At 62.8% G+C, this 20,431-nt stretch carries 19 protein-coding genes; 1 reads left to right on the top strand and 18 read right to left on the bottom strand.

Annotated elements, in window-relative coordinates:
• Positions 1-9 precede the first annotated feature (9 nt).
• The 6 genes from ASU23_RS27175 to ASU23_RS27150 form a co-directional block, all read right to left on the bottom strand.
• Positions 10-1,251: a fatty acid desaturase gene (locus ASU23_RS27175; RefSeq protein WP_058039090.1), complete on the bottom strand. Its 1,242-nt coding sequence runs from the start codon at positions 1,249-1,251 to the stop codon at positions 10-12.
• Positions 1,252-1,389: 138 nt separating this feature from the next.
• Positions 1,390-2,652, bottom strand: coding sequence for an acyl-CoA desaturase (locus tag ASU23_RS27170; RefSeq protein ID WP_003940901.1), 1,263 nt, complete (start codon positions 2,650-2,652; stop codon positions 1,390-1,392).
• 24 nt (positions 2,653-2,676) lie between these two features.
• Entirely contained in the window at positions 2,677-3,795 is a 1,119-nt protein-coding gene (locus ASU23_RS27165) for a ferredoxin reductase (protein ID WP_003940928.1), read from the bottom strand.
• 92 nt (positions 3,796-3,887) lie between these two features.
• Positions 3,888-4,388 (bottom strand): hypothetical protein, encoded by a 501-nt coding sequence (locus tag ASU23_RS27160; RefSeq protein WP_030535010.1) that lies wholly within the window; start codon positions 4,386-4,388, stop codon positions 3,888-3,890.
• A gap of 23 nt (positions 4,389-4,411) precedes the next feature.
• A complete protein-coding gene (locus ASU23_RS27155) occupies positions 4,412-5,821 on the bottom strand; it encodes a wax ester/triacylglycerol synthase family O-acyltransferase (protein WP_007731194.1) in 1,410 nt (469 codons plus the stop codon).
• Positions 5,815-6,240, bottom strand: a complete 426-nt coding sequence (locus ASU23_RS27150; RefSeq protein WP_003940859.1) for an HAD-IA family hydrolase — start codon at positions 6,238-6,240, stop codon at positions 5,815-5,817. The genes ASU23_RS27155 and ASU23_RS27150 overlap by 7 nt, the downstream gene beginning before the upstream one ends.
• 130 nt (positions 6,241-6,370) lie before the next feature.
• Here ASU23_RS27150 and ASU23_RS27145 point away from each other — a divergent pair, with 130 nt between their 5' ends.
• The gene (locus tag ASU23_RS27145) at positions 6,371-6,889 is read left to right on the top strand and encodes an Rv3235 family protein (RefSeq protein ID WP_225320335.1); all 519 of its coding nucleotides are present in this window, start codon (positions 6,371-6,373) and stop codon (positions 6,887-6,889) included.
• 36 nt (positions 6,890-6,925) lie between these two features.
• Here ASU23_RS27145 and secA read toward each other — a convergent pair whose 3' ends face one another.
• From secA to ASU23_RS27090, 12 genes are all read right to left on the bottom strand, one after another.
• Positions 6,926-9,769 carry a preprotein translocase subunit SecA gene (gene secA, locus ASU23_RS27140; RefSeq protein WP_007731191.1) on the bottom strand — a complete coding sequence of 948 codons (2,844 nt, stop codon included), beginning with the start codon at positions 9,767-9,769 and terminating at the stop codon, positions 6,926-6,928.
• A gap of 131 nt (positions 9,770-9,900) precedes the next feature.
• Entirely contained in the window at positions 9,901-10,581 is a 681-nt protein-coding gene (gene raiA, locus ASU23_RS27135) for a ribosome-associated translation inhibitor RaiA (protein ID WP_003940893.1), read from the bottom strand.
• Positions 10,582-10,756: 175 nt separating this feature from the next.
• On the bottom strand, positions 10,757-11,488 hold the full coding sequence (locus tag ASU23_RS27130; protein ID WP_003940811.1) for a ComF family protein: 732 nt from the start codon (positions 11,486-11,488) through the stop codon (positions 10,757-10,759).
• A gap of 33 nt (positions 11,489-11,521) precedes the next feature.
• Positions 11,522-13,300, bottom strand: a complete 1,779-nt coding sequence (gene lpqB / locus ASU23_RS27125) for an MtrAB system accessory lipoprotein LpqB (protein ID WP_003940768.1) — start codon at positions 13,298-13,300, stop codon at positions 11,522-11,524.
• On the bottom strand, positions 13,297-15,036 hold the full coding sequence (gene mtrB, locus ASU23_RS27120) for an MtrAB system histidine kinase MtrB (RefSeq protein WP_019747781.1): 1,740 nt from the start codon (positions 15,034-15,036) through the stop codon (positions 13,297-13,299). The genes lpqB and mtrB overlap by 4 nt, the downstream gene beginning before the upstream one ends.
• A complete protein-coding gene (gene mtrA / locus ASU23_RS27115) occupies positions 15,033-15,710 on the bottom strand; it encodes an MtrAB system response regulator MtrA (RefSeq protein WP_003941013.1) in 678 nt (225 codons plus the stop codon). Before mtrA ends, mtrB begins: the two co-directional genes overlap by 4 nt.
• A gap of 116 nt (positions 15,711-15,826) precedes the next feature.
• A complete protein-coding gene (locus ASU23_RS27110; protein WP_007731190.1) occupies positions 15,827-16,468 on the bottom strand; it encodes a dTMP kinase in 642 nt (213 codons plus the stop codon).
• An 80-nt stretch (positions 16,469-16,548) separates the two neighbouring features.
• Positions 16,549-18,027 carry an adenosylhomocysteinase gene (ahcY, locus tag ASU23_RS27105; protein WP_003940766.1) on the bottom strand — a complete coding sequence of 493 codons (1,479 nt, stop codon included), beginning with the start codon at positions 18,025-18,027 and terminating at the stop codon, positions 16,549-16,551.
• Between the two features lie 60 nt (positions 18,028-18,087).
• The gene (locus ASU23_RS27100) at positions 18,088-18,729 is read right to left on the bottom strand and encodes a TetR family transcriptional regulator (RefSeq protein ID WP_003941024.1); all 642 of its coding nucleotides are present in this window, start codon (positions 18,727-18,729) and stop codon (positions 18,088-18,090) included.
• 48 nt (positions 18,730-18,777) lie between these two features.
• Entirely contained in the window at positions 18,778-18,960 is a 183-nt protein-coding gene (locus ASU23_RS27095) for a rubredoxin (RefSeq protein WP_003940894.1), read from the bottom strand.
• Entirely contained in the window at positions 18,957-19,142 is a 186-nt protein-coding gene (locus tag ASU23_RS33615) for a rubredoxin (RefSeq protein ID WP_003940827.1), read from the bottom strand. Before ASU23_RS33615 ends, ASU23_RS27095 begins: the two co-directional genes overlap by 4 nt.
• Positions 19,142-20,368 (bottom strand): alkane 1-monooxygenase, encoded by a 1,227-nt coding sequence (locus tag ASU23_RS27090; RefSeq protein WP_058039088.1) that lies wholly within the window; start codon positions 20,366-20,368, stop codon positions 19,142-19,144. Before ASU23_RS27090 ends, ASU23_RS33615 begins: the two co-directional genes overlap by 1 nt.
• Positions 20,369-20,431: the final 63 nt, after the last annotated feature.

Raw genomic sequence — 20,431 nt, 5'->3', positions numbered from 1 at the left:
AGTCGACGATCAGCGCAGGCCGAGGAGGCTGCGCAGCTTTCCGCTCTTGCGCTTACGTGCGATGGCGCTCTTGAGGCCACTGCGACGCCCGGTCACGGGATCGACAGTCGAGGTAAGTTCGCCGTCGAACATCCGCTCCGACGCCGTCTCGGGCGCATTGTCGACGGTGTCCTTGAGGTACTTGTTGGGCAGCGACAGCTTGGCGATGGTGCGCCAGGACTTGGCGTACTGCACGGCAAGCGGGCCCGTCGTGTACGGCAAGTCGTACTTGTCCGCGAGCTGACGCACCGTGACCGCGATGTCCTTGTAGCGGTTGCTGGGCAGATCGGGGAACAGGTGGTGCTCGATCTGGTAGCTCAGGTTGCCCGTCATGAAGTCCATGAGCGCGCTGCCCTCGATGTTGGCGCTGCCGAGCATCTGACGCAGGTACCACTGAGCCTGCGTTTCCTTGTCGATGTCTTCCTTGGTGAACTTCTCGGCACCGTCCGGGAAGTGGCCGCAGAAGATGACCGCGTTGGTCCACACGTTCCGCAGAGTGTTGGCGGTGAAGTTGGCCGACAACGTGCTCTTCCACGCCGGGCCGGTGATGGCCGGGTAGATGACGTAGTCGCGCAGGACCTGCTTGCCGATCTTCTCGCCGACCTCACGGAGCTTGCGCTGCGTCTCTTCCTTGTCGGCGCGGCCCTTGGCCACCTTGCCGAGCTCGAGGTGCTGTGCGGCGATGCCGTACTCGAAGAACAGCGCGAGCAGCGTGTTGTAGACCAGGTTGCCGGCGTTGAAGGGCTTCCAGCGCTGATCGCGGGTGACGCGGAGGAGTCCGTATCCGACGTCGTCGTCCATTCCGAGGACGTTGGTGTACTTGTGATGCAGGTAGTTGTGGGTCTGCTTCCAGTGCGCAGACGGGCCGGTGACGTCCCACTCCCACGAGGTGGAGTGGATCTCCGGGTCGTTCATCCAGTCCCACTGCCCGTGCATCACGTTGTGCCCGAGTTCCATGTTCTCGATGATCTTCGAGAGCGTCAGCAGGCCAACTCCGGCGAGCCACGCCGGACGACGACGGCTGGCGAAAAGCGCTGCGCGGCCGCCGATTTCGAGCGAACGCTGCAGACGAATGACGTTGCGCACGTATCGCGCATCCTTCTCGCCGCGCGACTCCTCGATGTCGCGACGAATCGCGTCGAGTTCGCGGCCGAGCGCTTCGATGTCGGCGTCCGTGAGATGTGCGTATTCCTTGACATCTGCAATCGCCATGGAAAGCCTCCTAGCAGTGAGTTAGGCGCAAAGTAGTAAGTGCAGAACGATCATCGATTCGAATCGTTCAGATCAACTGCACCTACTGTAGCGTAACTTACGGCACCGTAGGTTAGGTTTTTCCCGATGTAACCTATATCACTTCCGGCGCTTCGGCATGCGGGAACGGGCCTGCGACTTGAGTGCGGTCAGCAAACCGAGACGCTTACCGGTGATCGGATCGGTACGAAGGTCCTCGACCATCGCCATGGCTGCGTCCCGGAATCCCGAGTCGCGGAACCGCAGTTCCGAAGACGTTTCCGGAGCATTGTCCGAGGTTGCGGTCAGCCACTTGTCCGGCAAAGCCAACTTGTGGATGGTGCGCAGAGCCAGAAGATACTGCTTGAAGAGCGAGCCGGTGGTGTACGGGAGATCGAACTTCTCGCACAATGCACGCATCTTCACAGCGATTTCGGGATAGCGGTTACTCGGCAGATCAGGAAACACGTGGTGCTCGATCTGGTAGCTCAGATTGCCGCTCATGAGTCCCATGAGCTTGCCGGAATTGAAGTTCGCACTACCGAGCATCTGGCGCAGGTACCACTCGTGACGAGTCTCCTGCTCGAATTCGGCAACAGTGAACTTCTCGGCACCGTCCGGGAAGTGGCCACAGAAGATGACGACGTACGCCCACAGGTTGCGCACGAGGTTCGCGGTCGCATTGGCCGACATGGTCGACTTCCACGCCGGCCCCGTCAGCGCCGGGAACAAGATGAAGTCCTTGCCCACCTGACGAAAGATCTTGCGCGCGAAGTCTTTGTTCGCCTGCGAGTTCAGCTGCCCCTTTTCCGCGCCCTCCAACTCGGCTGCCGCCGTGAGGTCGTGCAGCGCGATGCCCCACTCGAACGTGGCCGCCAAGATCACGTTGGCGATCGGCTGGAAGAGGTTGATCGGCTTCCACGGCTCGTCACGAGTCATACGCAGAATCCCGAAACCGAGATCCTCGTCCATGCCGACGACGTTGGTGTACGTGTGGTGCTGGTAGTTGTGGGCGCGCTTCCAATGCTCGGAAGGACCGGTCTGATCCCACTCCCACGAGACGGAGTGAATCTCGGGATCGTTCATCCAGTCCCATTGCCCGTGCATGACGTTATGCCCGAGCTCCATGTTCTCGATGATCTTCGACAGGCTCAGCAGGGTCGTGCCGACCAACCATGCCGGTCGGTACCGACTGCCGAACAATGCGATACGCCCGCCGAGCTCCAACGCCCGCTGGACGCGAATGACGCGACGAATGTAGCGGGCGTCCCGGATCCCACGAGAGTCTTCGATGTCGAGTCGAATCTGATCGAGTTCACGTCCGAGAGCTTCGACATCGGCCTCGGTGAGGTGCGAAAACTCTTTGATATCGGTGATGGCCACCGTGGTCCTCCGTGTGCCTAGAAGCTATGCGTCCAGCGTACAGTCGCCGGCGGCGGCGGAGATGCACGTCTGGATGCGCTCGCCCTCCGCGTGCTGTTTCCCCGAGCGTAGATCGATCGCGTGGCCGGCAACGAGAGGTACGACACACGTCTGGCAGATGCCCATGCGGCAACCGAACGGCATCAAGGCACCGGACTGCTCGCCCGCCTCCAGAAGCGTCGTCGCACCGTCGACGGTGATCGTCTTACCCGACTTCTCGAACGTGACCGTGCCACCGTCGGCCGAAGCATCGATGCGCGATACGGCGAACCGCTCCATGTGGAGTCGATCCTCGATGCCTTCCGCCTTCCAGACGTCTTCGAGCTCGTCGAGCAACGGGAGGGGTCCGCACGCCCAGGTGTGGCGCTCGCGCCAGTCGGGGCAGACCGTGTCGAGAGAACTGAGTTTGAACTTTCCGTCACGTCGCGTGAGTTGCACGTGGCTCACGAAGTCCTCGTGCTCGGCGTGCAGTGCTGTGAGTTCGTCGGCGAACATCACGTCGGATTCCGTCGGAGCCGAGTGGATGTGCATGACGTCGGGCAATTGACCGCGCCGGTTCATCGTCCGCAACATGCCCATGACCGGAGTGATGCCACTGCCGGCGGTGATGAACAGAATCTTCTCCGGCGGCGGATCCGGCAACGCGAAGTTGCCCGAAGGCGTGGCCAGTCGAACGATGGTTCCCGACGGCACGGCCCCGCTGACGAGGTGGCTCGAGAGAAAGCCCTCGGGCATGGCCTTGACCGCGATGGAAATGCGCTTGTTCTCCCAGTTGGGAGGCGAGGTAAGTGAGTACGACCGCCAATGCCAACGGCCGTCGATATGCAGACCGATGCCGATGTACTGCCCCGGCTGGTAGTTGAAGTCGAATCCCCAACCCGGCTTGATGACGATGGTCGCCGAGTCCGTGGTCTCGGGCCGGACTTCGACGATCTGGCCGCGCAGCTCGCGCGCGGACCACAACGGATTCGCGAGGTGCAGATAGTCGTCGGGAAGCAATGGTGTGGTCAGCCGAGCCGCCGCACCGCGAAGCAGATTGAGCTTCGACCGCGCTGCCGGAACTACCGACGCTGCCGGTGCCTCGATCCAGTCCTTCAGACCCATCAGACCTCCACCTCTCACCTTCCGAACCCACTGCCTACGGTACCGTAGGTTATCAGGTTACGGTACCGTAGGTTACTTCACGGTAAGCACATTCACAGCAGGTCGAGCAAGAACGGCAACTCCTGCGCGGCGTACCACGCCAACTCGTGGTCCTCCGCGTCACCGAGCGTGAACTCGGCATCGGCGTCACCGAGATCCGCCGCGTCGACTATGCCAGCAGCGCGCTCGATGTCCGATTCTGCCTGTTCGAGGTCGACATGCACAGATGCAACCTGAGCCATCGTGACAGGACCCGCCAATCGGACTACCGAATCGTCGAGATCGGGCCGTAACTTCACATCGGCATCGTCGACGTCGGCGGCAACGACAGCACGCCGGAAGGTGACGTCACCCTCGGTTCCGGCGATCAGCCGCAGCGACGCACGCGCAGCCTCACCCATTGCGACCTCGGCCAACTCGTCGTCGTCCCCCGCCGCGTACGACTCACGCAGAGTCGGGGTGACCGCAAAAGCCGTCCGGCTCATAGGGTCGAACTCCTGATCTGCGACCAACTGCTGCAAAATCTCGACCGTCGCCGGTACGTACACCCTCATGAGACCACCTTCATGCTCGTTCGTCACCGACTCGCATCCGTCAATTCCTCGAGTGACTCGAAGATCAGCGAACGAACGACGTCGACGTCCGACATCGCGTCACGGTCGGCATTCAAACCGTAGTAGACATTTCCGTCGTACGACGTCAGGGCGATGCTGAGTGTCTGATTCTTGAGCAGTGGCGACACGGGATACATCTCGAGCATCCGAGCACCACCGAGGTAAAGCGGAAATTGCGGCCCTGGCGCATTGGTGATCATCAAGTTGAACATTCGCTGCGACAGACTACTGGCCGCGCGGGAGCTCATCGCATGCAGCGTCGCCGGCGCAAACCCGGACATTCGCACCATCGTCTGCGCGGTGACCCGCCGACCCTGACGCGCGAATGCCTCCGTCGCATGGGCCACGTGCGAGAGCCGAACCACCGCGTTGGGTTCACCGACAGGCAGGTCGATGAGGAACGAGGAAACATGTCCGGGCGCTTGCGGATCGTCGACGTCAGGACTCTCCGGGCCGTCGGTGTAGACCGACATGGGCACCATCGCTCGCACGATGGTCGCCTCGGTCACCGGTTCACCGCGCGAGAGCAACCAGTTCCGCATCGCACCTGCGATGACGGTCAGAATCACGTCGTTGATCTCGCACCCGTACCGCGCACGAATGCGTCGATAGTCCTCCAGAGACGTCTTGGCCACCGCAAGGCGTCGATTGCGCGAAATGGTGGCGTTGAGCGGGCTCGACGGGGCTACCTGCGTCGCCGTTCGAACCACTTCCGCGAGTTTCCCGAGTGCACTCACAGCCTCGGTGACGGACGTGGTCACGTCGTTGAACGCTGCACGCGCCCGTGCGATCCCCTCCCCCGGGCTCGTCACGAGATCCGCCAGTGCACTGACCAACAAGCTGGTATCGCTCGGCGGCCTGGCGGGCATCCACAATTCTTCGGGGCCTGGCGCTCGATTCTTCTCCGGATCGAAGATCACCTGACTGATCTCTGGAGCCGCCTCGCCGTCCACCAACGACGAATGAGACTTCGTGAAGATGGCAAATCTGTTTCTGGTCAGCCCCTCGACCAGGTACATCTCCCACAACGGCCTCGTGCTGTCGAGTGGTCTCGACGTCAGCCGCGCGATCAGATCCATCAGCTGTTCGTCGGAACCCGGTTTGGGCAGAGCAGATCGGCGAACGTGATAAGTGATGTCGAAATCCGAGTCGTCCACCCATACCGGGCGGGCCAGACCGAACGCCACCTCGCGAACTCTCTGTCGGTATCGCGGAACCGATCCGAGCCGCTCTTCGACAAGTCGAAGCAACTCCTCGTGATCGATCCCGTTTCGCAGTTGCCTGAAGATCCCCAACGAGCCGACATGCATCGGCGTCGTCCCGGCTTCGAGGAAGTAGAAAGCGGCATCCTGAGTCGTCAGTCTGTTCACCATGGCTTCGTGTCCCCTCCTTCGCCGAGATCGAACAGAATCGACAACTCCTCGATGGTCGATTCCGAGCCGACGTGATGGACCCCGACCATCCCGACGGCCACAGCCGCCCGGACGTTGATTTCGAGATCATCCACGAAAACGAAATCCTCCGGCTCGACGCCCAAACGACTCGCTGCCAACAGATAGATCTCGGCGTCGGGCTTTGCCATCTCGACATCACCGGACAAGATCACGTCGTCGACCAAGACCCCGTCGCCGAGATCCCGCAACCACTGAGCACTGGCGCCGCCGGGATCGTTGCTGACGATTCCCGTCACGATTCCGCGGGCCTTCACCGCGCGCACGACCGCGCTCAAGCCGTCGAGATCCGATCCCGGACCGAACAGCACGCCACCGACATCCAACAGAAGTCCCCGCACGCCATCACCCTAAGTCGCGATGGTGATCACGGCGACATCTCGAGCGATTCGTGTCATGCTTCTCACCATCGCTCGGGGGAGCGAAGTCCGAGACAGCTGTCTCGGACGCAGGATCATCCGGGGGGATGTCATGGAGCAGGACTGCAAGATCGTTCTCGAGCCGGCGCCGCAATTCGAGCCTCACCCGCATACCGTCGTGCTGTCGCGGCCCCAGTGCCGGCCAGACCGAACGCAGTGCCGAACAGACCGGATGCTGCGTCGCCCGCGAAAGACGCCACACAACGGAACGTCGCCCAGTACCGGGTTCACTCACGCTCCGGAACCGCGGCTGGTAGGTGCCGACATCTTCTGGAACCGATCACTACGTCTGGTTCTCGAAACCGTCGACCGACGACGAAATCCACGGCAGCTCAAAGGTGTGTTGACGCCGTCCGCCCTGGAAGTTGTTGCGAGACTTTACACTTCGGATTTCTCGGCCCGGAAGCTGGGCGGCGCGGCCGTTCACCGCACCCACGTTCAAGCAGTGTCGGAGAGTACCGCCGAAGTCTGTGCGACGTACACACGAGGCACGCAGACTTTTGCCGTCGCAGGCCGGATCGACCACACAGACGAAACAGGCTGGACGGTCACCGCACTACACGTGGTGTGACCGTCCAGCCTGCCGAGTACTGACTGCGCTAATACCTCAGCGCTTGCGCTTGGACTTCGGAGCTCGATTGCTCTTCGACTGCGTCCGTGCGGCTTCACGACGTTCGCGACGAGAGGCGGCACCGTCGCCGGTGTCGGCAGCCGAGTCACGTGTTGCCTTTGCCTTGCCGTCCTCGTCCGGGCCGGTGTACGTCAGACGCGACGGACCTTCGTCGTCAAGTCCCTTGGCGCGCAACGCCGTCGGGGCGGCAGTTCCGGCTGTCCTGGCCGCAGCCTCCTGCGTGGGGAGCGGCTTGGGCGCCGTGGCGGACGCCGCGGCGGCAGAGCCCGCGGTGACGGAAATTCCACTTGCGGGCTGCGCCGGAGCTGCCTCGACCTGCAGGTTGAAGAGGAATCCGACGGACTCTTCCTTCAATCCGTCGAGCATGCCGATGAACATGTCGTAACCCTCGCGCTGGTACTCGACCAGCGGATCGCGCTGGGCCATCGCACGCAGACCGATTCCCTCCTTGAGGTAATCCATCTCGTAGAGATGCTCACGCCACTTACGGTCCAGGACCGAGAGGAAGACACGACGCTCGAGTTCACGCATACCGTTTTCGCCGGCGATCGCATCGATCTCGGCTTCGCGCTTCTTGTACGCCGCGTGGGCGTCTTCGAGCAAAGCGGTTCGCAGGTCGTCACGGCTCAGGTCACTGTTGATGCCTGCGCCGTCCTCCCCTGCCAACGTCTTGTGATCGATGCCGACCGGGTACAGCGTCTTCAGCGCAGTCCACAGCTGCTCGAGATCCCAGTCCTCGACGTATCCCTCGGCGGTGGCACCGTCGACGTAGGCGGTGACCACGTCAGTGATCATCTGCTCGACCTGGCCTTCCATGTCCTCACCCTCGAGGATCTGGCGGCGCTCCTTGTAGATGACCGTTCGCTGCTGGTTCATGACCTCGTCGTACTTGAGGACATTCTTGCGAATTTCGAAGTTCTGCTGCTCCACCTGGGTCTGAGCGCTCTTGATGGCCTTCGAGACCATTTTGGCTTCGATCGGGACGTCGTCGGGCAGGTTCAGGCGCGTCATGATCGACTCGAGTGCCGAACCGTTGAAACGGCGCATGAGCTCGTCACCGAGCGAGAGGTAGAACCGCGATTCGCCGGGATCACCCTGACGTCCGGAACGACCACGCAACTGGTTGTCGATTCGGCGCGATTCGTGACGCTCGGTGCCCAGGACGTACAGGCCGCCGGCATCGCGGACCTTCTCGGCGTCTGCCTTGACCTCAGCCTTGACCTCGTCCAGGACTGCGTCCCAAGCTGCCTCGTACTCGTCCGGCGTCGTGACCGGGTCGAGGCCCTTCTTGCGCAGCGCGATGTCCGCGATGATGTCCGGGTTACCACCGAGCACGACGTCGGTACCGCGGCCGGCCATGTTGGTCGCGACGGTGACCGCGCCGGAGCGACCGGCCTCGGCGATGATGGTCGCTTCCTTCTCGTGGAACTTGGCGTTGAGGACGTTGTGGGCAACGCCGCGCTTGGTGAACTGCTTGGACAGGTACTCCGAGCGCTCGACGCTGGTGGTACCGATCAGGACGGGCTGGCCGTTCTCGTGGCGCTCGACGACGTCGTCGACCACCGCGTCGAACTTGGCTTCCTCGGTCTTGTAGATGAGGTCGCCGTTGTCGACTCGGACCATCGGACGGTTGGTCGGGATCGGGATCACACCGAGCGTGTAAGTCTGGTGAAGCTCGGCAGCTTCCGTCTCGGCGGTACCCGTCATGCCCGACAACTTGTCGTACAGACGGAAGTAGTTCTGCAGGGTGATGGTGGCAAGGGTCTGGTTCTCCGCCTTGATCTCCACCTTCTCCTTGGCCTCGATCGCCTGGTGCATGCCCTCGTTGTAGCGGCGGCCGACCAGCACGCGGCCGGTGAACTCGTCGACGATGATGACCTCACCGTCGCGGACGATGTAGTCCTTGTCCTTGGTGTAGAGCTCCTTGGCCTTGATCGCGTTGTTCAAGTAGCTCACCAGCGGCGAATTCGCGGCTTCGTACAGGTTGTCGATACCGAGCTGGTCCTCGACCAGTTCGACGCCCGCCTCGTGCACACCGATGGTGCGCTTGCGGATGTCGACCTCGTAGTGAACGTCCTTCTTCAGCAGCGGCGCGATGCGCGCGAACTCGCTGTACCACTTGCTGGAGCCGTCGGCCGGGCCCGAGATGATGAGGGGGGTTCGGGCTTCGTCGATGAGGATCGAGTCGACCTCGTCCACGATGGCAAACGCATGGCCACGCTGGACCAGGTCGTCCAACGAATGCGTCATGTTGTCGCGCAGGTAGTCGAAGCCGAACTCGTTGTTGGTGCCGTACGTGATGTCGGCTGCGTAGGCGACGCGGCGCTCGGCCGGCGTCATACCCGAGAGGATCACACTGGTCTCGAGGCCGAGGGCGCGGTGAACGCGGCCCATCCACTCGGAGTCACGCTTGGCGAGGTAGTCGTTGACCGTCACCACGTGGACGCCGTCACCCGCGATCGCGTTCAGGTATGCCGGAAGAACACAGGTCAGGGTCTTGCCCTCACCGGTCTTCATCTCGGCGACGTTGCCGAAGTGCAGGGCCGCGCCGCCCATGATCTGCACGTGGAAGTGCTTCTGGTCGATCACGCGCCACGACGCCTCGCGGGCAACCGAGAATGCCTCGGGCAGCAACTCGTCGAGAGTTTCCCCGGCGGCATAGCGCTCACGGAACTCGGTGGTCTTGGCTTTGAGTTGCTCGTCTGTCAGGCCTTCGACATCGGGCGACAGAGATTCCACATGCTCGGCGATGTGCTTGAGCCGCTTGACCATGCGACCTTCACCAACACGGAGCAGCTTCGATAGCGACAGCGACGGCACAGTCTTCTTCGTCCTCAATCTTCGGCGACAGGGGGTCACACACTGAAAATCCGGCCGGGGTCCGAAAACTCCGGCCGGATTCCATGGTAGGCGCTACCGGCGGCGAGCGAGCAAACCCACCACCGATTGGGTCATGTCAGGCGGATCAATCCGTAGTCGAAAGCGTGACGACGGTAGACGACGGACGGCTTGTCCGACTCCTTGTCATGGAAGAGAAAGAAGTCGTGTCCGACCAGTTCCATCTCGTAGAGAGCGTCGTCGATGGTCATCGGCTCGGCCGGGTGATCCTTCGTGCGGACCACGCGTCCCGGGCCGTCGTACTCGTCCGGCTCTTGACCGTTCAGCGAAATGTCCGGTGTGACTCCGAGTGAGTCTGCGTCGACGAGGGAGGCGGTTGCCTCCGCGACGGACACCGGTCGCTTGTCGCCGTAATGGACCTTCTTGCGGTCCTTGGTTCGACGGAGGCGACTCTCGAGCTTGTCGATCACCGATTCGAAGGCGGCGTAGAAGCTGTCTGCGGACGCTTCGGCTCGGGCCACCGGGCCTTTACCTCGAGCGGTGATCTCGACGCGCTGGCAACTCTTGGCCTGTCGTCGGTTGCGTTCATGTTGGAGTTCCACGTCGAAGTGGAATATGGAGGGGTCGAAGTGTTCGAGTCGCGCCAGCTTTTCCGAAACGTAGATTCGGAAGTGATCGGGGATCTCGACATTTCGTCCCTTGACTACGACGTCGGATCTCGGAGCTGCGGCATTCTCGGAACGCTCGATGGTGGCGTCCTCGATGAAAAACGAGGCTTGCGAAGGGGTCGTCACTCGTACCTCCCAATTACGGCCCCGCCCCACGGTGGGCGGCGGCAAATTCTGCAAGTACCGAGAGGGGATCCGCCCGGCACCAGTATCGAAGTACCACCTCCTACCAGTATTTTCGGGTGTGCCGCCGACGCTAGTACGTAACGCGCGCGAGTGCCACTGTTCCAACGAAATTCATCTAAGCCCCTGCAAGGACAAGCACGAGAGTTGTCCGAATCCCACTGAGCGAGAGGGCCCGAACCGACTCTGCCGCAGTCGCTCCCGTGGTGAGGACGTCGTCGAGCAGGACGATGTCACTGTCCCCGGCAATCGAAGAGATCGCAGTGGTGTCGAGAGACACATGACCGTTCACGTTGGTCACCCGGTCGGCCGCGGACAGTCCCACCGAGTCACGTACACCTCGCGTCATCCGGAGAATCGGACAGACACGTACCGGACGACCCGCGACAGAACCAATTTCCCGCTTTCCGCGCATACTTTCGGCTATCCGGCGAACCGGATCACCCCCGCGAGATCGCGCCGCTCGGGCGCGCGTGGGAGCCGGCACCAGCACGATCGGCGGACGACCCCCGCTGCCGAGCTCGCCCCACCGTTCCAGAGTGGCCAACGCGTCGGCCACAGCGATCCCCAGAGGCATCGCGAGGTCCCGACGACCCCGTTCCTTCATCTCGATCACACTGCGCCGCCTGGGGCCGTCGTAGCGGCCGAGTGCCCAGACGGGCACGCCCGGATCCACGCGCGGACTCAGTTGAAGCGGATGATCGCGCAGCAGTTCCGCGCACTCACCGCACCACAGAGTCCCCGAGCGGCCACACCCACCACACTCGCGTGGCAACAGCAGGTCGAGCAGACCGGCACCGAATTTCTTGTCCCCCATGGCCGAATCATGAACCTGAGCACCGACATGCATCAGAGCGCAGACATTCACCAGAGCGCAGAGGCGTCAGCCAGGCAGAACCGGAATCGCCTTCTGTCCGGTCAGCACGGTCACCTCACGCCAGCGGCGATCCCCGGCGGGGTCGTTGTTGTTCAGTTGGAACACCGCACGCGCGTCGGCGACGTACTCGGTGGTCGGCGATGCATCCACGGAGGTGACGGGAGCGGTCAGGTTTCCACTCGGCAGCGCGTCCATTCGTGAGCCGTCGATCGCGACCTGGACGACCGGTATGTCGGCTCCACTGCGCGCGATCACGATGGTGTCGCTGTTGCTCCAGTCGAGTGAGAGCGCGGTACTGCCCAAGCCGGACGCCACTGCGCGTGGACTCGTCAGGGCGTAGACCCCGCTGGCGGTGCGCACGACCACAGCCAGGTAGACCTTGCCGTCGATGATCATCGCCGCTCGCACGCCGTCCCGCGACAGACGCAGTTCCGAGATCGTGGAACCGACCGACGTCAGGGCCCCGACGTCGACGTTGGTGACCGACACCCGGCCGGTGCCTGGTTCACGGACGACCCGAACGACGGTATTGCCGTTCACAGCCGTCCAGACCGCGTTGTTGTCCAGCTCCCACGAGGGTCTGGTGATGGCGCTGCCTTCGAGTACCGGAACGGACCCTTCGCCGTATGTCCCGAGCGACAAGTCGAATCTTGTGCCGGGATCCGGCCGAGCGGTGTCCGCGACGGCTGCCACCAACTTGCCGTCCCGTGAGAGAGCAGCCGCCGTGAGGTTGCCCGCATTGCCTGCGAAACCGGGCACCGGAGTCGCCTCTTGCTCGGTGACACTCACCAGTGAACCGTTGCGCAGTGCATGCAGTCCGACGGTTGCACTCGTGGTGGCCAGTGGGTTGGTGGATGCGACGTCGGCGGTGGTCCAGCCGTCGGCATGAGCCGCGTCCAGCGGTTCGCCGTCGATCTCCAGAACGTACGGCCCTGCCACATCGGCGTTGGCGAGCGTCCAAATGACCTGTGCTGCAAACAAACCGCGAGTAGCAGCATCCATCGGGTTGTCAAGGCGGAAGTTGATGCGCACACCACCGAGACCGACTCCGACCTGTCCCGGCTTACCGTCGGCCTTGGTGATCGGACCGATCACCGACACGCCATTGCCCAGTTCGTTTCGCACAGCCGGCGCCAGCGCTGCCTTCGGTCCGTCGATCATCAGACCGATCAGCTGAGCCGCCACCTGGTCCTGCCCGCCGGAGATCCAGCGAAGATCGGGGACGACCGTCTGGCTGGTGGGGTCGAGGAAGAACAACGACTTCCGCTGGTAAGCGCCGAGGAACTGCGGACGCTCCATGATCACGCCGGGAGGCAGATCACTGATCCGCCATTCGCCATCGGTCAACGCCAGGGTCATCCTCGCTTCGAAGCTGCCCTCTTCGGGAACGTACAGTCCTCCCGGGTCGAGGCGACCGACCTTGTTCACACGAATCGTGTAGACGGCTTCGGTGCTGGTTCGAGAAACCGAGAGCACATCGACCTTGTCGACGATGACAGCACTTGCCGCGTCGTCCCAACGCGCCGAAGCGTCCTTGGTGAGGTACTGACGGGCTGCGGCGTGCCGGTTGGACGGATCGGTACTCGCCTTGACGAAGTCACGTACCAGCAGGTCCGGCTCTCGCCCCGAGGCCGGTGATTCGACGGAGGTTCCGGGCACAGCGGTTGCCAGAGTTCCGATTGCCTGCGGCGAGGAGGATTCCGGCAAACTCGCGCACGCGCCGGTCAGCAACAGCACGCTGAGCGTTGTTGCGAGAAGTGCCAGACGGCGGCGGGTTCCGATCATGATCGATCCCCACCGTTGGACTCGTTCCGCGAGTCCGATTCGCGCGGAGTCGGCAGGGACGACGTGACCTCGCCGACGGTATCGGCGACGATGTCGGCTTCGCTCGGCGTGCGGACGAACTTTGTGGTCGTCGGCTTGAGAGGCAGTGGGCTCGACACGACTTTCTTGCCACGGGTGCGCGAGAGCGTCAGCCGGAAGCAGGCTCCGACTCCCGGTTCGCCCCAGGCCTCGAGCTTGCCGTCGTGCAGATTCGCGTCCTCGACACTGATTGCGAGGCCGAGTCCGGTGCCACCACTGCGGCGCACACGGGACGGGTCCGATCGCCAGAACCGGTTGAAGACCAACTTCTCCTCGCCCGGACGCAACCCGACGCCACTGTCGCGGACGATGAAGGCGAGGGCATTGTCGTCGGCGCGAAGGCGAAGCAGAATCGGCTTCCCCTCACCGTGGTCGATGGCGTTGGCAAGGAGATTTCGCAGGATGCGTTCGACGCGGCGCGGATCGACATCTGCCATGACCGGCTCGTCGGGCATGTCCACGATCAGTTCGGTGCCGGATTCGCGGGCGAGATGGCGAACCGTGGAAACGGCCGCTCGCGCACACATACGGACGTCGAGTTGTTCGGACGCAAGTTCCGCGACACCGGCGTCGTGACGGGAGATCTCGAGGAGGTCCGCCAGAAGCCCCTCGAACCTGTCCAGTTCGGCGACAAGCAGTTCCGACGACCGACGCAGCATCGGGTCGAGGTTCTCGCTGCCGTCGTAGATCAGGTCGGCGGCCATCCGGACCGTGGTCAGAGGCGTGCGGAGTTCATGGCTGACATCGGAGGTGAAGCGTTTCTGGAGGCTGCCGAACTCCTCCAGCTGGGTGATCTGTTTGGACAGACTCTCGGCCATCTCGTTGAAGGACATGGCCAGGCGCGCCATGTCGTCCTCGCCGCGGACCGGCATTCGTTCCTTGAGTCGGCCGTCTGCGAAACGCACCGCGATTCGCGAGGCCGATCGGATGGGAAGCACGACCTGTCTGGCAACCAACAGCGAAATCGCCGCCAAGAGCACCAGCAACACGGCTCCACCGATCAGCAGGGTGCTTCGAACAAGCGACAGACTTCGGTCTTCGCTGGCGAGCGGGAAGATCAGATACAGCTCGAGTCCCGATATCGACGACGCGGTGGGGCTACCGATGATCAGCGCCGGTCCGGAGTAACCGTTCGGGTTGGACACCGTCGCGAATTGGTAACTGATCTGGCCGCGTTTGACGAACTCGCGAAGGTTGTCGGGGATCTGATCGACCGGTCCCGAACTCGTCGGCTGGCGCGGCCCGTCCCCTGGCACGATGAGCACCGGGTCGAAGGTGCCGGCCGACCCGGAGGCCTGGCCCGAGGTCTGGTTTCGACGGCTCGTCAGTCCGGATGCAGCGCTTTCCAATTGAACGTTGAGCGCCGTCGAATCGTCGACGCCCGCCAGTTGGTCTTCGACGATGCCGCGGGCTCGGTCCATTTCCTCGGTCGCCGCGGTGATCTTCGTTTCCAACAGCCGATCGGTGATCTGGCTGGTCAGCACGACACCGAGAATGACGATGACGATCAAGGACAACGTCAAAGTCGAGACGACCACTCGCAATTGGAGCGAGCGTCGCCACGTGTGCGCGAGGGTGTTGCTCATCGAGTGACACCACCGCAGAAATGGCGTCAGCCGTCGGTTGAGACGACGACGCCACCTGGAAACTCCGCTCACGGCGGTCCGGCCTTGTAGCCGACCCCCCTGACCGTCAGAACCACTTCGGGATTCTCGGGATCAGTTTCGACCTTGGCGCGCAAACGCTGAACGTGCACGTTCACCAGGCGGGTGTCGGCGGCGTGGCGGTATCCCCACACCTGCTCGAGGAGGACTTCACGGGTGAACACCTGGCGCGGCTTGCGCGCCAATGCGACCAGCAGGTCGAATTCGAGTGGTGTGAGCGAGATCTGCTCGCTGCCGCGGCTGACCTTGTGTGCCGGAACGTCGATCACGATGTCGGCGATGCTCAGCAGTTCGGCCGGCTCCTCTTCCGTACGGCGCAGGCGAGCACGCACCCGCGCCACCAGCTCCTTCGGCTTGAACGGCTTCATGATGTAGTCGTCCGCGCCGGATTCGAGGCCGAGTACGACGTCGACGGTGTCGGTCTTGGCCGTCAACATCACGATGGGCACGCCGGAATCCGCACGCAGAACTCGGCATACGTCGATCCCGTTCATTCCGGGAAGCATGAGATCGAGCAGGACGAGGTCGGGCCGGGTCTCACGCACTGCCGCGAGCGCCAGGGTTCCGTCGCCTACCACGTAGGGATCGAAACCCTCACCACGCAGCACGATCGTGAGCATCTCGGCGAGTGCCGTGTCGTCGTCGACAACCAGAATCCTTGGTTTCATATCCCTATCGTTGCATCTCGGAGCGATGAATCAGACCGTTACGAGGCCGTGCGGCGTGCCGCGTCTTTCCCTCTACTGTGCCGGAAAGTTCGAATCCCGGCCGCAAGGGTGACCGATCACGCGAAATCCGCGAGCCTGCGCGCCAGTTCGCCCGGGTCCGTCTCCGGCCCCACGATCCACCAGGGCGAGACCCAGTCCGTCGCTGCCAACTGCTTGTAAAGCTCACCGGTTCTGGCCTGCAGGCCGCCGTCGCGCTCGTAGGCGTCGAGCTGACGCGACGCGTCCTCGGCCTCACGCGAGCGGGCACGCTGCTCGGCCAGAGCTACCGGCACGTCGAGGTACAACTGCAGATCGGGAGCGGGAAGAGCGAGTCGACCCAACTCCAATTCACGGACCCAGGCGACCATCTCGCCGTCCACGCCCTGATGCGCGCGCGCCGCGTTGTAGGCGGCGTTGGACGCCACGTAGCGGTCGAGGAGAACAATGTCGTTGGCGGACAACAGGTCCGAGATCCGATCCGCCGCACCCGCGCGGTCCAGGGCGAACAGGACTGCCATCGCGTTCACGGATTCAGCCAGGTCTCCGTGCGATCCTTTGAGTGCCTCGGCAGCAAGATCTGCGTGGATCGACTTCCCGTACCGCGGAAAATCCAGAGTCGCGATCGACGTGCCGCCGCGGCGGAGTTCGCTCTCCACTTTGCCGATCAACGTTCGCTTTCCAGCGCCGTCGAGGCCTTCCAATGCCACCAGTGTTCCCACGGCGGACAAGCCTATCCCCCGGCCTGCTTGCGCAGACCGGGGGACGGCGGACGCTACATCCTCAGCGACGAATCACCGGGTCAGTAGCGGTAGTGCTCGGGCTTGTACGGGCCTTCGACGTCGACGCCGATGTACTCTGCCTGATCCTTCGTGAGCTTGGTCAGCGTGCCACCGAGTGCCTCGACGTGGATCTTGGCGACCTTCTCGTCGAGGTGCTTCGGGAGGCGGTAGACCTCGTTGTCGTACTCGTCCGGCTTCGTCCACAGTTCGATCTGCGCGATGACCTGGTTGGAGAAGCTGTTGCTCATCACGAACGACGGGTGGCCCGTCGCGTTGCCGAGGTTGAGCAGGCGGCCTTCGGACAGCACGATGATCGAGTGGCCGTCGGCGAACGTGAACTCGTCGACCTGCGGCTTGATGTTGATCCGCGTGACGTCGCCGGACTTCTCGAGGCCGGCCATGTCGATCTCGTTGTCGAAGTGACCGATGTTGCCCAGGATGGCCTGATGCTTCATGGCCTTCATGTGCTCGAACGTGATGATGTCCTTGTTACCGGTGGACGTGATCACGATGTCGGCCCAGCCGATGGCCTGCTCGACTGTCTTGACCTCGAAGCCGTCCATGAGCGCCTGCAGGGCGTTGATGGGGTCGACCTCGGTGACCGCGACGCGAGCGCCCTGGCCGCGAAGTGCCTCGGCACAACCCTTGCCGACGTCTCCGTAACCGCAGACCAGCGCAGCCTTGCCGCCGATCAGAACGTCGGTGCCGCGGTTGATGCCGTCGAGCAGCGAGTGGCGCGTGCCGTACTTGTTGTCGAACTTGCTCTTGGTGACCGAGTCGTTGACGTTGATAGCGGGGAACGTGAGTTCACCGGCAGCGGCAACCTGGTACAGGCGCAGAACGCCCGTGGTGGTCTCCTCGGTGACGCCCTGGACGGACTCGGCGATTGCCGTCCACTTGCCCTTGTCGGACTCGAGGGACTGACGCAGAAGTGCAAGGAAGACCTTGTACTCGTCGGAATCCTGGTCGTCGTCCGTCGGCGGGACGACGCCGGCCTTCTCGAACTGTGCGCCCTTGAGCACCAGCATGGTGGCGTCGCCGCCATCGTCGAGAATCATGTTGGCAGGCTCACCCGGCCAGGTCAGCATCTGCTCGGCTGCCCACCAGTACTCTTCGAGGGTTTCACCCTTCCAGGCGAAAACCGGAACGCCCTTGGGCTCTTCCGGGGTGCCGTGCGGACCGACGACGATGGCGGCGGCAGCGTGATCCTGCGTGGAGAAGATGTTGCATGAAGCCCAGCGGACCTCGGCGCCGAGCGCGGTCAGCGTCTCGATCAGCACCGCGGTCTGAATGGTCATGTGCAGCGAGCCGGAAACGCGAGCGCCCTTGAGCGGCAACACCTCTGCGTATTCGCGACGAAGCGCCATGAGGCCGGGCATCTCGTGCTCTGCCAGACGGATTTCCTTGCGACCGAACTCCGCGAGCGAAAGATCTGCAACTTTGAAGTCGATGCCGTTACGGCTCTCGGCCACGGGCGTTGTTGAAACTGAGGTCGTCATCTGCCTCTCCTGGTTGACGTGCATACTCTGCACAAGCCTATCGGTGTACCAGGCTATCGGTTAGACGCCCTCTCCCGCCCGCCCCTCTACTGCGCGGCCCTCGCGCGCCACGTCGATGAACGGCCCGAGCAGTATGCCCAGATCCTCCGCCACCGAAGCCTCGGACTCCGGCGGCATCGAAATGTAGCTCAGCCCGAGACGCGCAATCGCCCTGGCCAGAATTCCGGCGTCGGCGGGTGACGCCTGAATCCACCCTCGCTGGAAACTCTCCGCAAGCCGCGACGACGCGCGCTCGATGATGACCGCACTGTCGGTGGTGATCAGGCGAAGCAGGTCCGGCTTGGCCTCACCGGTGAGCAGAGAGATCACCAACGGGTCGGTTGCACTGGAGGCGAAAAACGATCCGAAACCCGCCGTCAACGCCTCGACTGCACGTCCGTCGTTCGCCACCATGGCCTCGTCCACCGCGTCGACGAAGCCGTCAGCAAGGCGAAGCGCGTACGCCTCGGCAAGCCCTTGCCTCGAGCCGAACTCGTTGTAGAGCGTCTGACGACTCACACCGGCATGCTTGGCCAGAACCGTCAGCGTCACCTCGGACCAGTCGCGCTCGGTCAACAACTCACGCATCGAATCGAGCACCGACGTACGCAGCAGCAGGCGCGACGCTTCTTTCTGCGGCAGACGAGTGGGCGTCGAAGTCATGGTGACGACACTACCGCCGCACCTAGGTCCGTTCGACGCCGACGCATCTCACCGTCGTTCGACCTCAACCATGAAGAAGTCGCTCTTCGCCGCCCCGCAGTCCGGGCAACTCCAGTCTTCGGGAATGTCGTCCCAGCGAGTGCCCGGTTCGATACCGTCCTCCGGCCAGCCGACTGCCTCGTCGTACTCGAAGCCGCATTGCGCGCACTGATACAGCTTGTAGTCGTTCATGATTCACTCCCCGCCGTTGCCGGCATCGGCTCGAAGTCCAGCTTTTCCCTCACGCCGCAGTCCGGACAGCACCAGTCGTCCGGCACGGCATCCCACGGCGTGCCCGCCGGAAACCCTTCTCGTGGTGCACCCTTCGATTCGTCGTAGACGTATTCACAGACCGGGCATCGATAGCTGCTCATCACGCTGCTCCGTACCGAGCAAGGATGCGATCACGCTTGGACGGCTGAACGTTGACGCGGGTGATGTCGCCGCCGTAGTGCGCAAGGACTTTGGGATCCATCACTTTTCGCCACAGCGGTGGAACGTAGGCGAGGATGATCATGCTCGCGTACCCACTGGGCAGGTTGGGCGCACCGTCCATGCTTCGAAGCGTCTGATAACGACGCGTCGGGTTCGCGTGATGATCGCTGTGACGCTGGAGGTGATACAGGAAGATGTTGGTGCAGATGTGATCGCTGTTCCAACTGTGCTCCGGTGCTGCACGCTCGTACCGCCCGCTGTCCAGACGACGACGCTTCAGTCCGTAATGTTCGAGGTAGTTGACGGTTTCGAGTAGGCAGAATCCGAACACGGCCTGCAGCATCAGGAACGGCAGTACCGAAAGGCCGAAGACGGCGACGAGGACACCGAACAGTACGACGGACATCAACCACGAATGCAGGACGTCGTTGCGAATTGTCCACGGCTTCTTACCCAGTCGATCGAGTCTGGCCTTTTCCAGGGACCACGACGAGCGCAGAGATCCCCACACACTGCGCGGCAGGAAGGTCCAGAAGCTCTCACCGAAGCGAGACGACGCCGGATCCTCGGGCGTGGCGACGCGCACGTGGTGTCCACGATTGTGCTCGATGTAGAAGTGGCCGTAAAACGACTGCGCCAGAGTGATCTTCGACAACCAGCGTTCGAGATCGTCCTTCTTGTGACCGAGCTCGTGTGCGGTGTTGATCCCGATTCCTGCGACACAACCGATACTGATCGCCAGACCGATCTTGGAGATCAGCCCAAGTCCCCCGTCGATTCCGAGCCAGGACAGATCGGTCGCCGACCAGAGGTAGCAGGCCAGGACCAGGCTGACCAACTGGAACGGTATGTAGATGTAGGTGCAATACCGGTAGTACTTGTCGTTCTCGAGGCGCTCCATCACTTCGTCCGGCGGATTCTCGCCGTCCGGGCCGAAGAAGATGTCGAGGATCGGGAGCAGGATGTAGACGAGCAGCGGCCCGATCCACCACCACACCGGCGAGACCGCGTTCCATCCGAGACTGTTGAACAACGCGACCAATCCGACGGCGATGAAGACCGCCGTCGGCGGCACGAGGCCGAGCAGCCAGAGGTATCTCTTCTTGTCACGCCACTGCTCGGGCGGGAGCGTCTGGCCGGATTGCGAGTCCACGTGCGTCGACACGGTCTACCTCCTCGATTCGGACCGACCCGAAAACTGTGAGTCAGCTCACTATAGGGTAGACAG

This window comes from Rhodococcus sp. KB6, from assembly GCF_001445685.1.
In the GTDB taxonomy this organism is placed as follows: Bacteria; Actinomycetota; Actinomycetes; order Mycobacteriales; family Mycobacteriaceae; genus Rhodococcus_F; species Rhodococcus_F qingshengii.
This window is presented reverse-complemented; position numbering and strand designations above follow the sequence as displayed.

Bases quoted from the DNA above. Each gene is read 5' to 3' on its own strand.
- lpqB (WP_003940768.1), bottom strand. From the start codon at position 13,300: ATGATCGGAACCCGCCGCCGTCTGGCACTTCTCGCAACAACGCTCAGC.
- ASU23_RS27145 (WP_225320335.1), top strand. From the start codon at position 6,371: ATGGAGCAGGACTGCAAGATCGTTCTCGAGCCGGCGCCGCAATTCGAG.
- mtrA (WP_003941013.1), bottom strand. From the start codon at position 15,710: ATGAAACCAAGGATTCTGGTTGTCGACGACGACACGGCACTCGCCGAG.
- ahcY (WP_003940766.1), bottom strand. From the start codon at position 18,027: ATGACGACCTCAGTTTCAACAACGCCCGTGGCCGAGAGCCGTAACGGC.
- ASU23_RS27100 (WP_003941024.1), bottom strand. From the start codon at position 18,729: ATGACTTCGACGCCCACTCGTCTGCCGCAGAAAGAAGCGTCGCGCCTG.
- ASU23_RS27130 (WP_003940811.1), bottom strand. From the start codon at position 11,488: ATGCATGTCGGTGCTCAGGTTCATGATTCGGCCATGGGGGACAAGAAA.
- ASU23_RS27165 (WP_003940928.1), bottom strand. From the start codon at position 3,795: ATGGGTCTGAAGGACTGGATCGAGGCACCGGCAGCGTCGGTAGTTCCG.
- ASU23_RS33615 (WP_003940827.1), bottom strand. From the start codon at position 19,142: ATGAGCAGCTATCGATGCCCGGTCTGTGAATACGTCTACGACGAATCG.
- ASU23_RS27095 (WP_003940894.1), bottom strand. From the start codon at position 18,960: ATGAACGACTACAAGCTGTATCAGTGCGCGCAATGCGGCTTCGAGTAC.
- ASU23_RS27175 (WP_058039090.1), bottom strand. From the start codon at position 1,251: ATGGCGATTGCAGATGTCAAGGAATACGCACATCTCACGGACGCCGAC.
- ASU23_RS27155 (WP_007731194.1), bottom strand. From the start codon at position 5,821: ATGGTGAACAGACTGACGACTCAGGATGCCGCTTTCTACTTCCTCGAA.
- ASU23_RS27160 (WP_030535010.1), bottom strand. From the start codon at position 4,388: ATGAGGGTGTACGTACCGGCGACGGTCGAGATTTTGCAGCAGTTGGTC.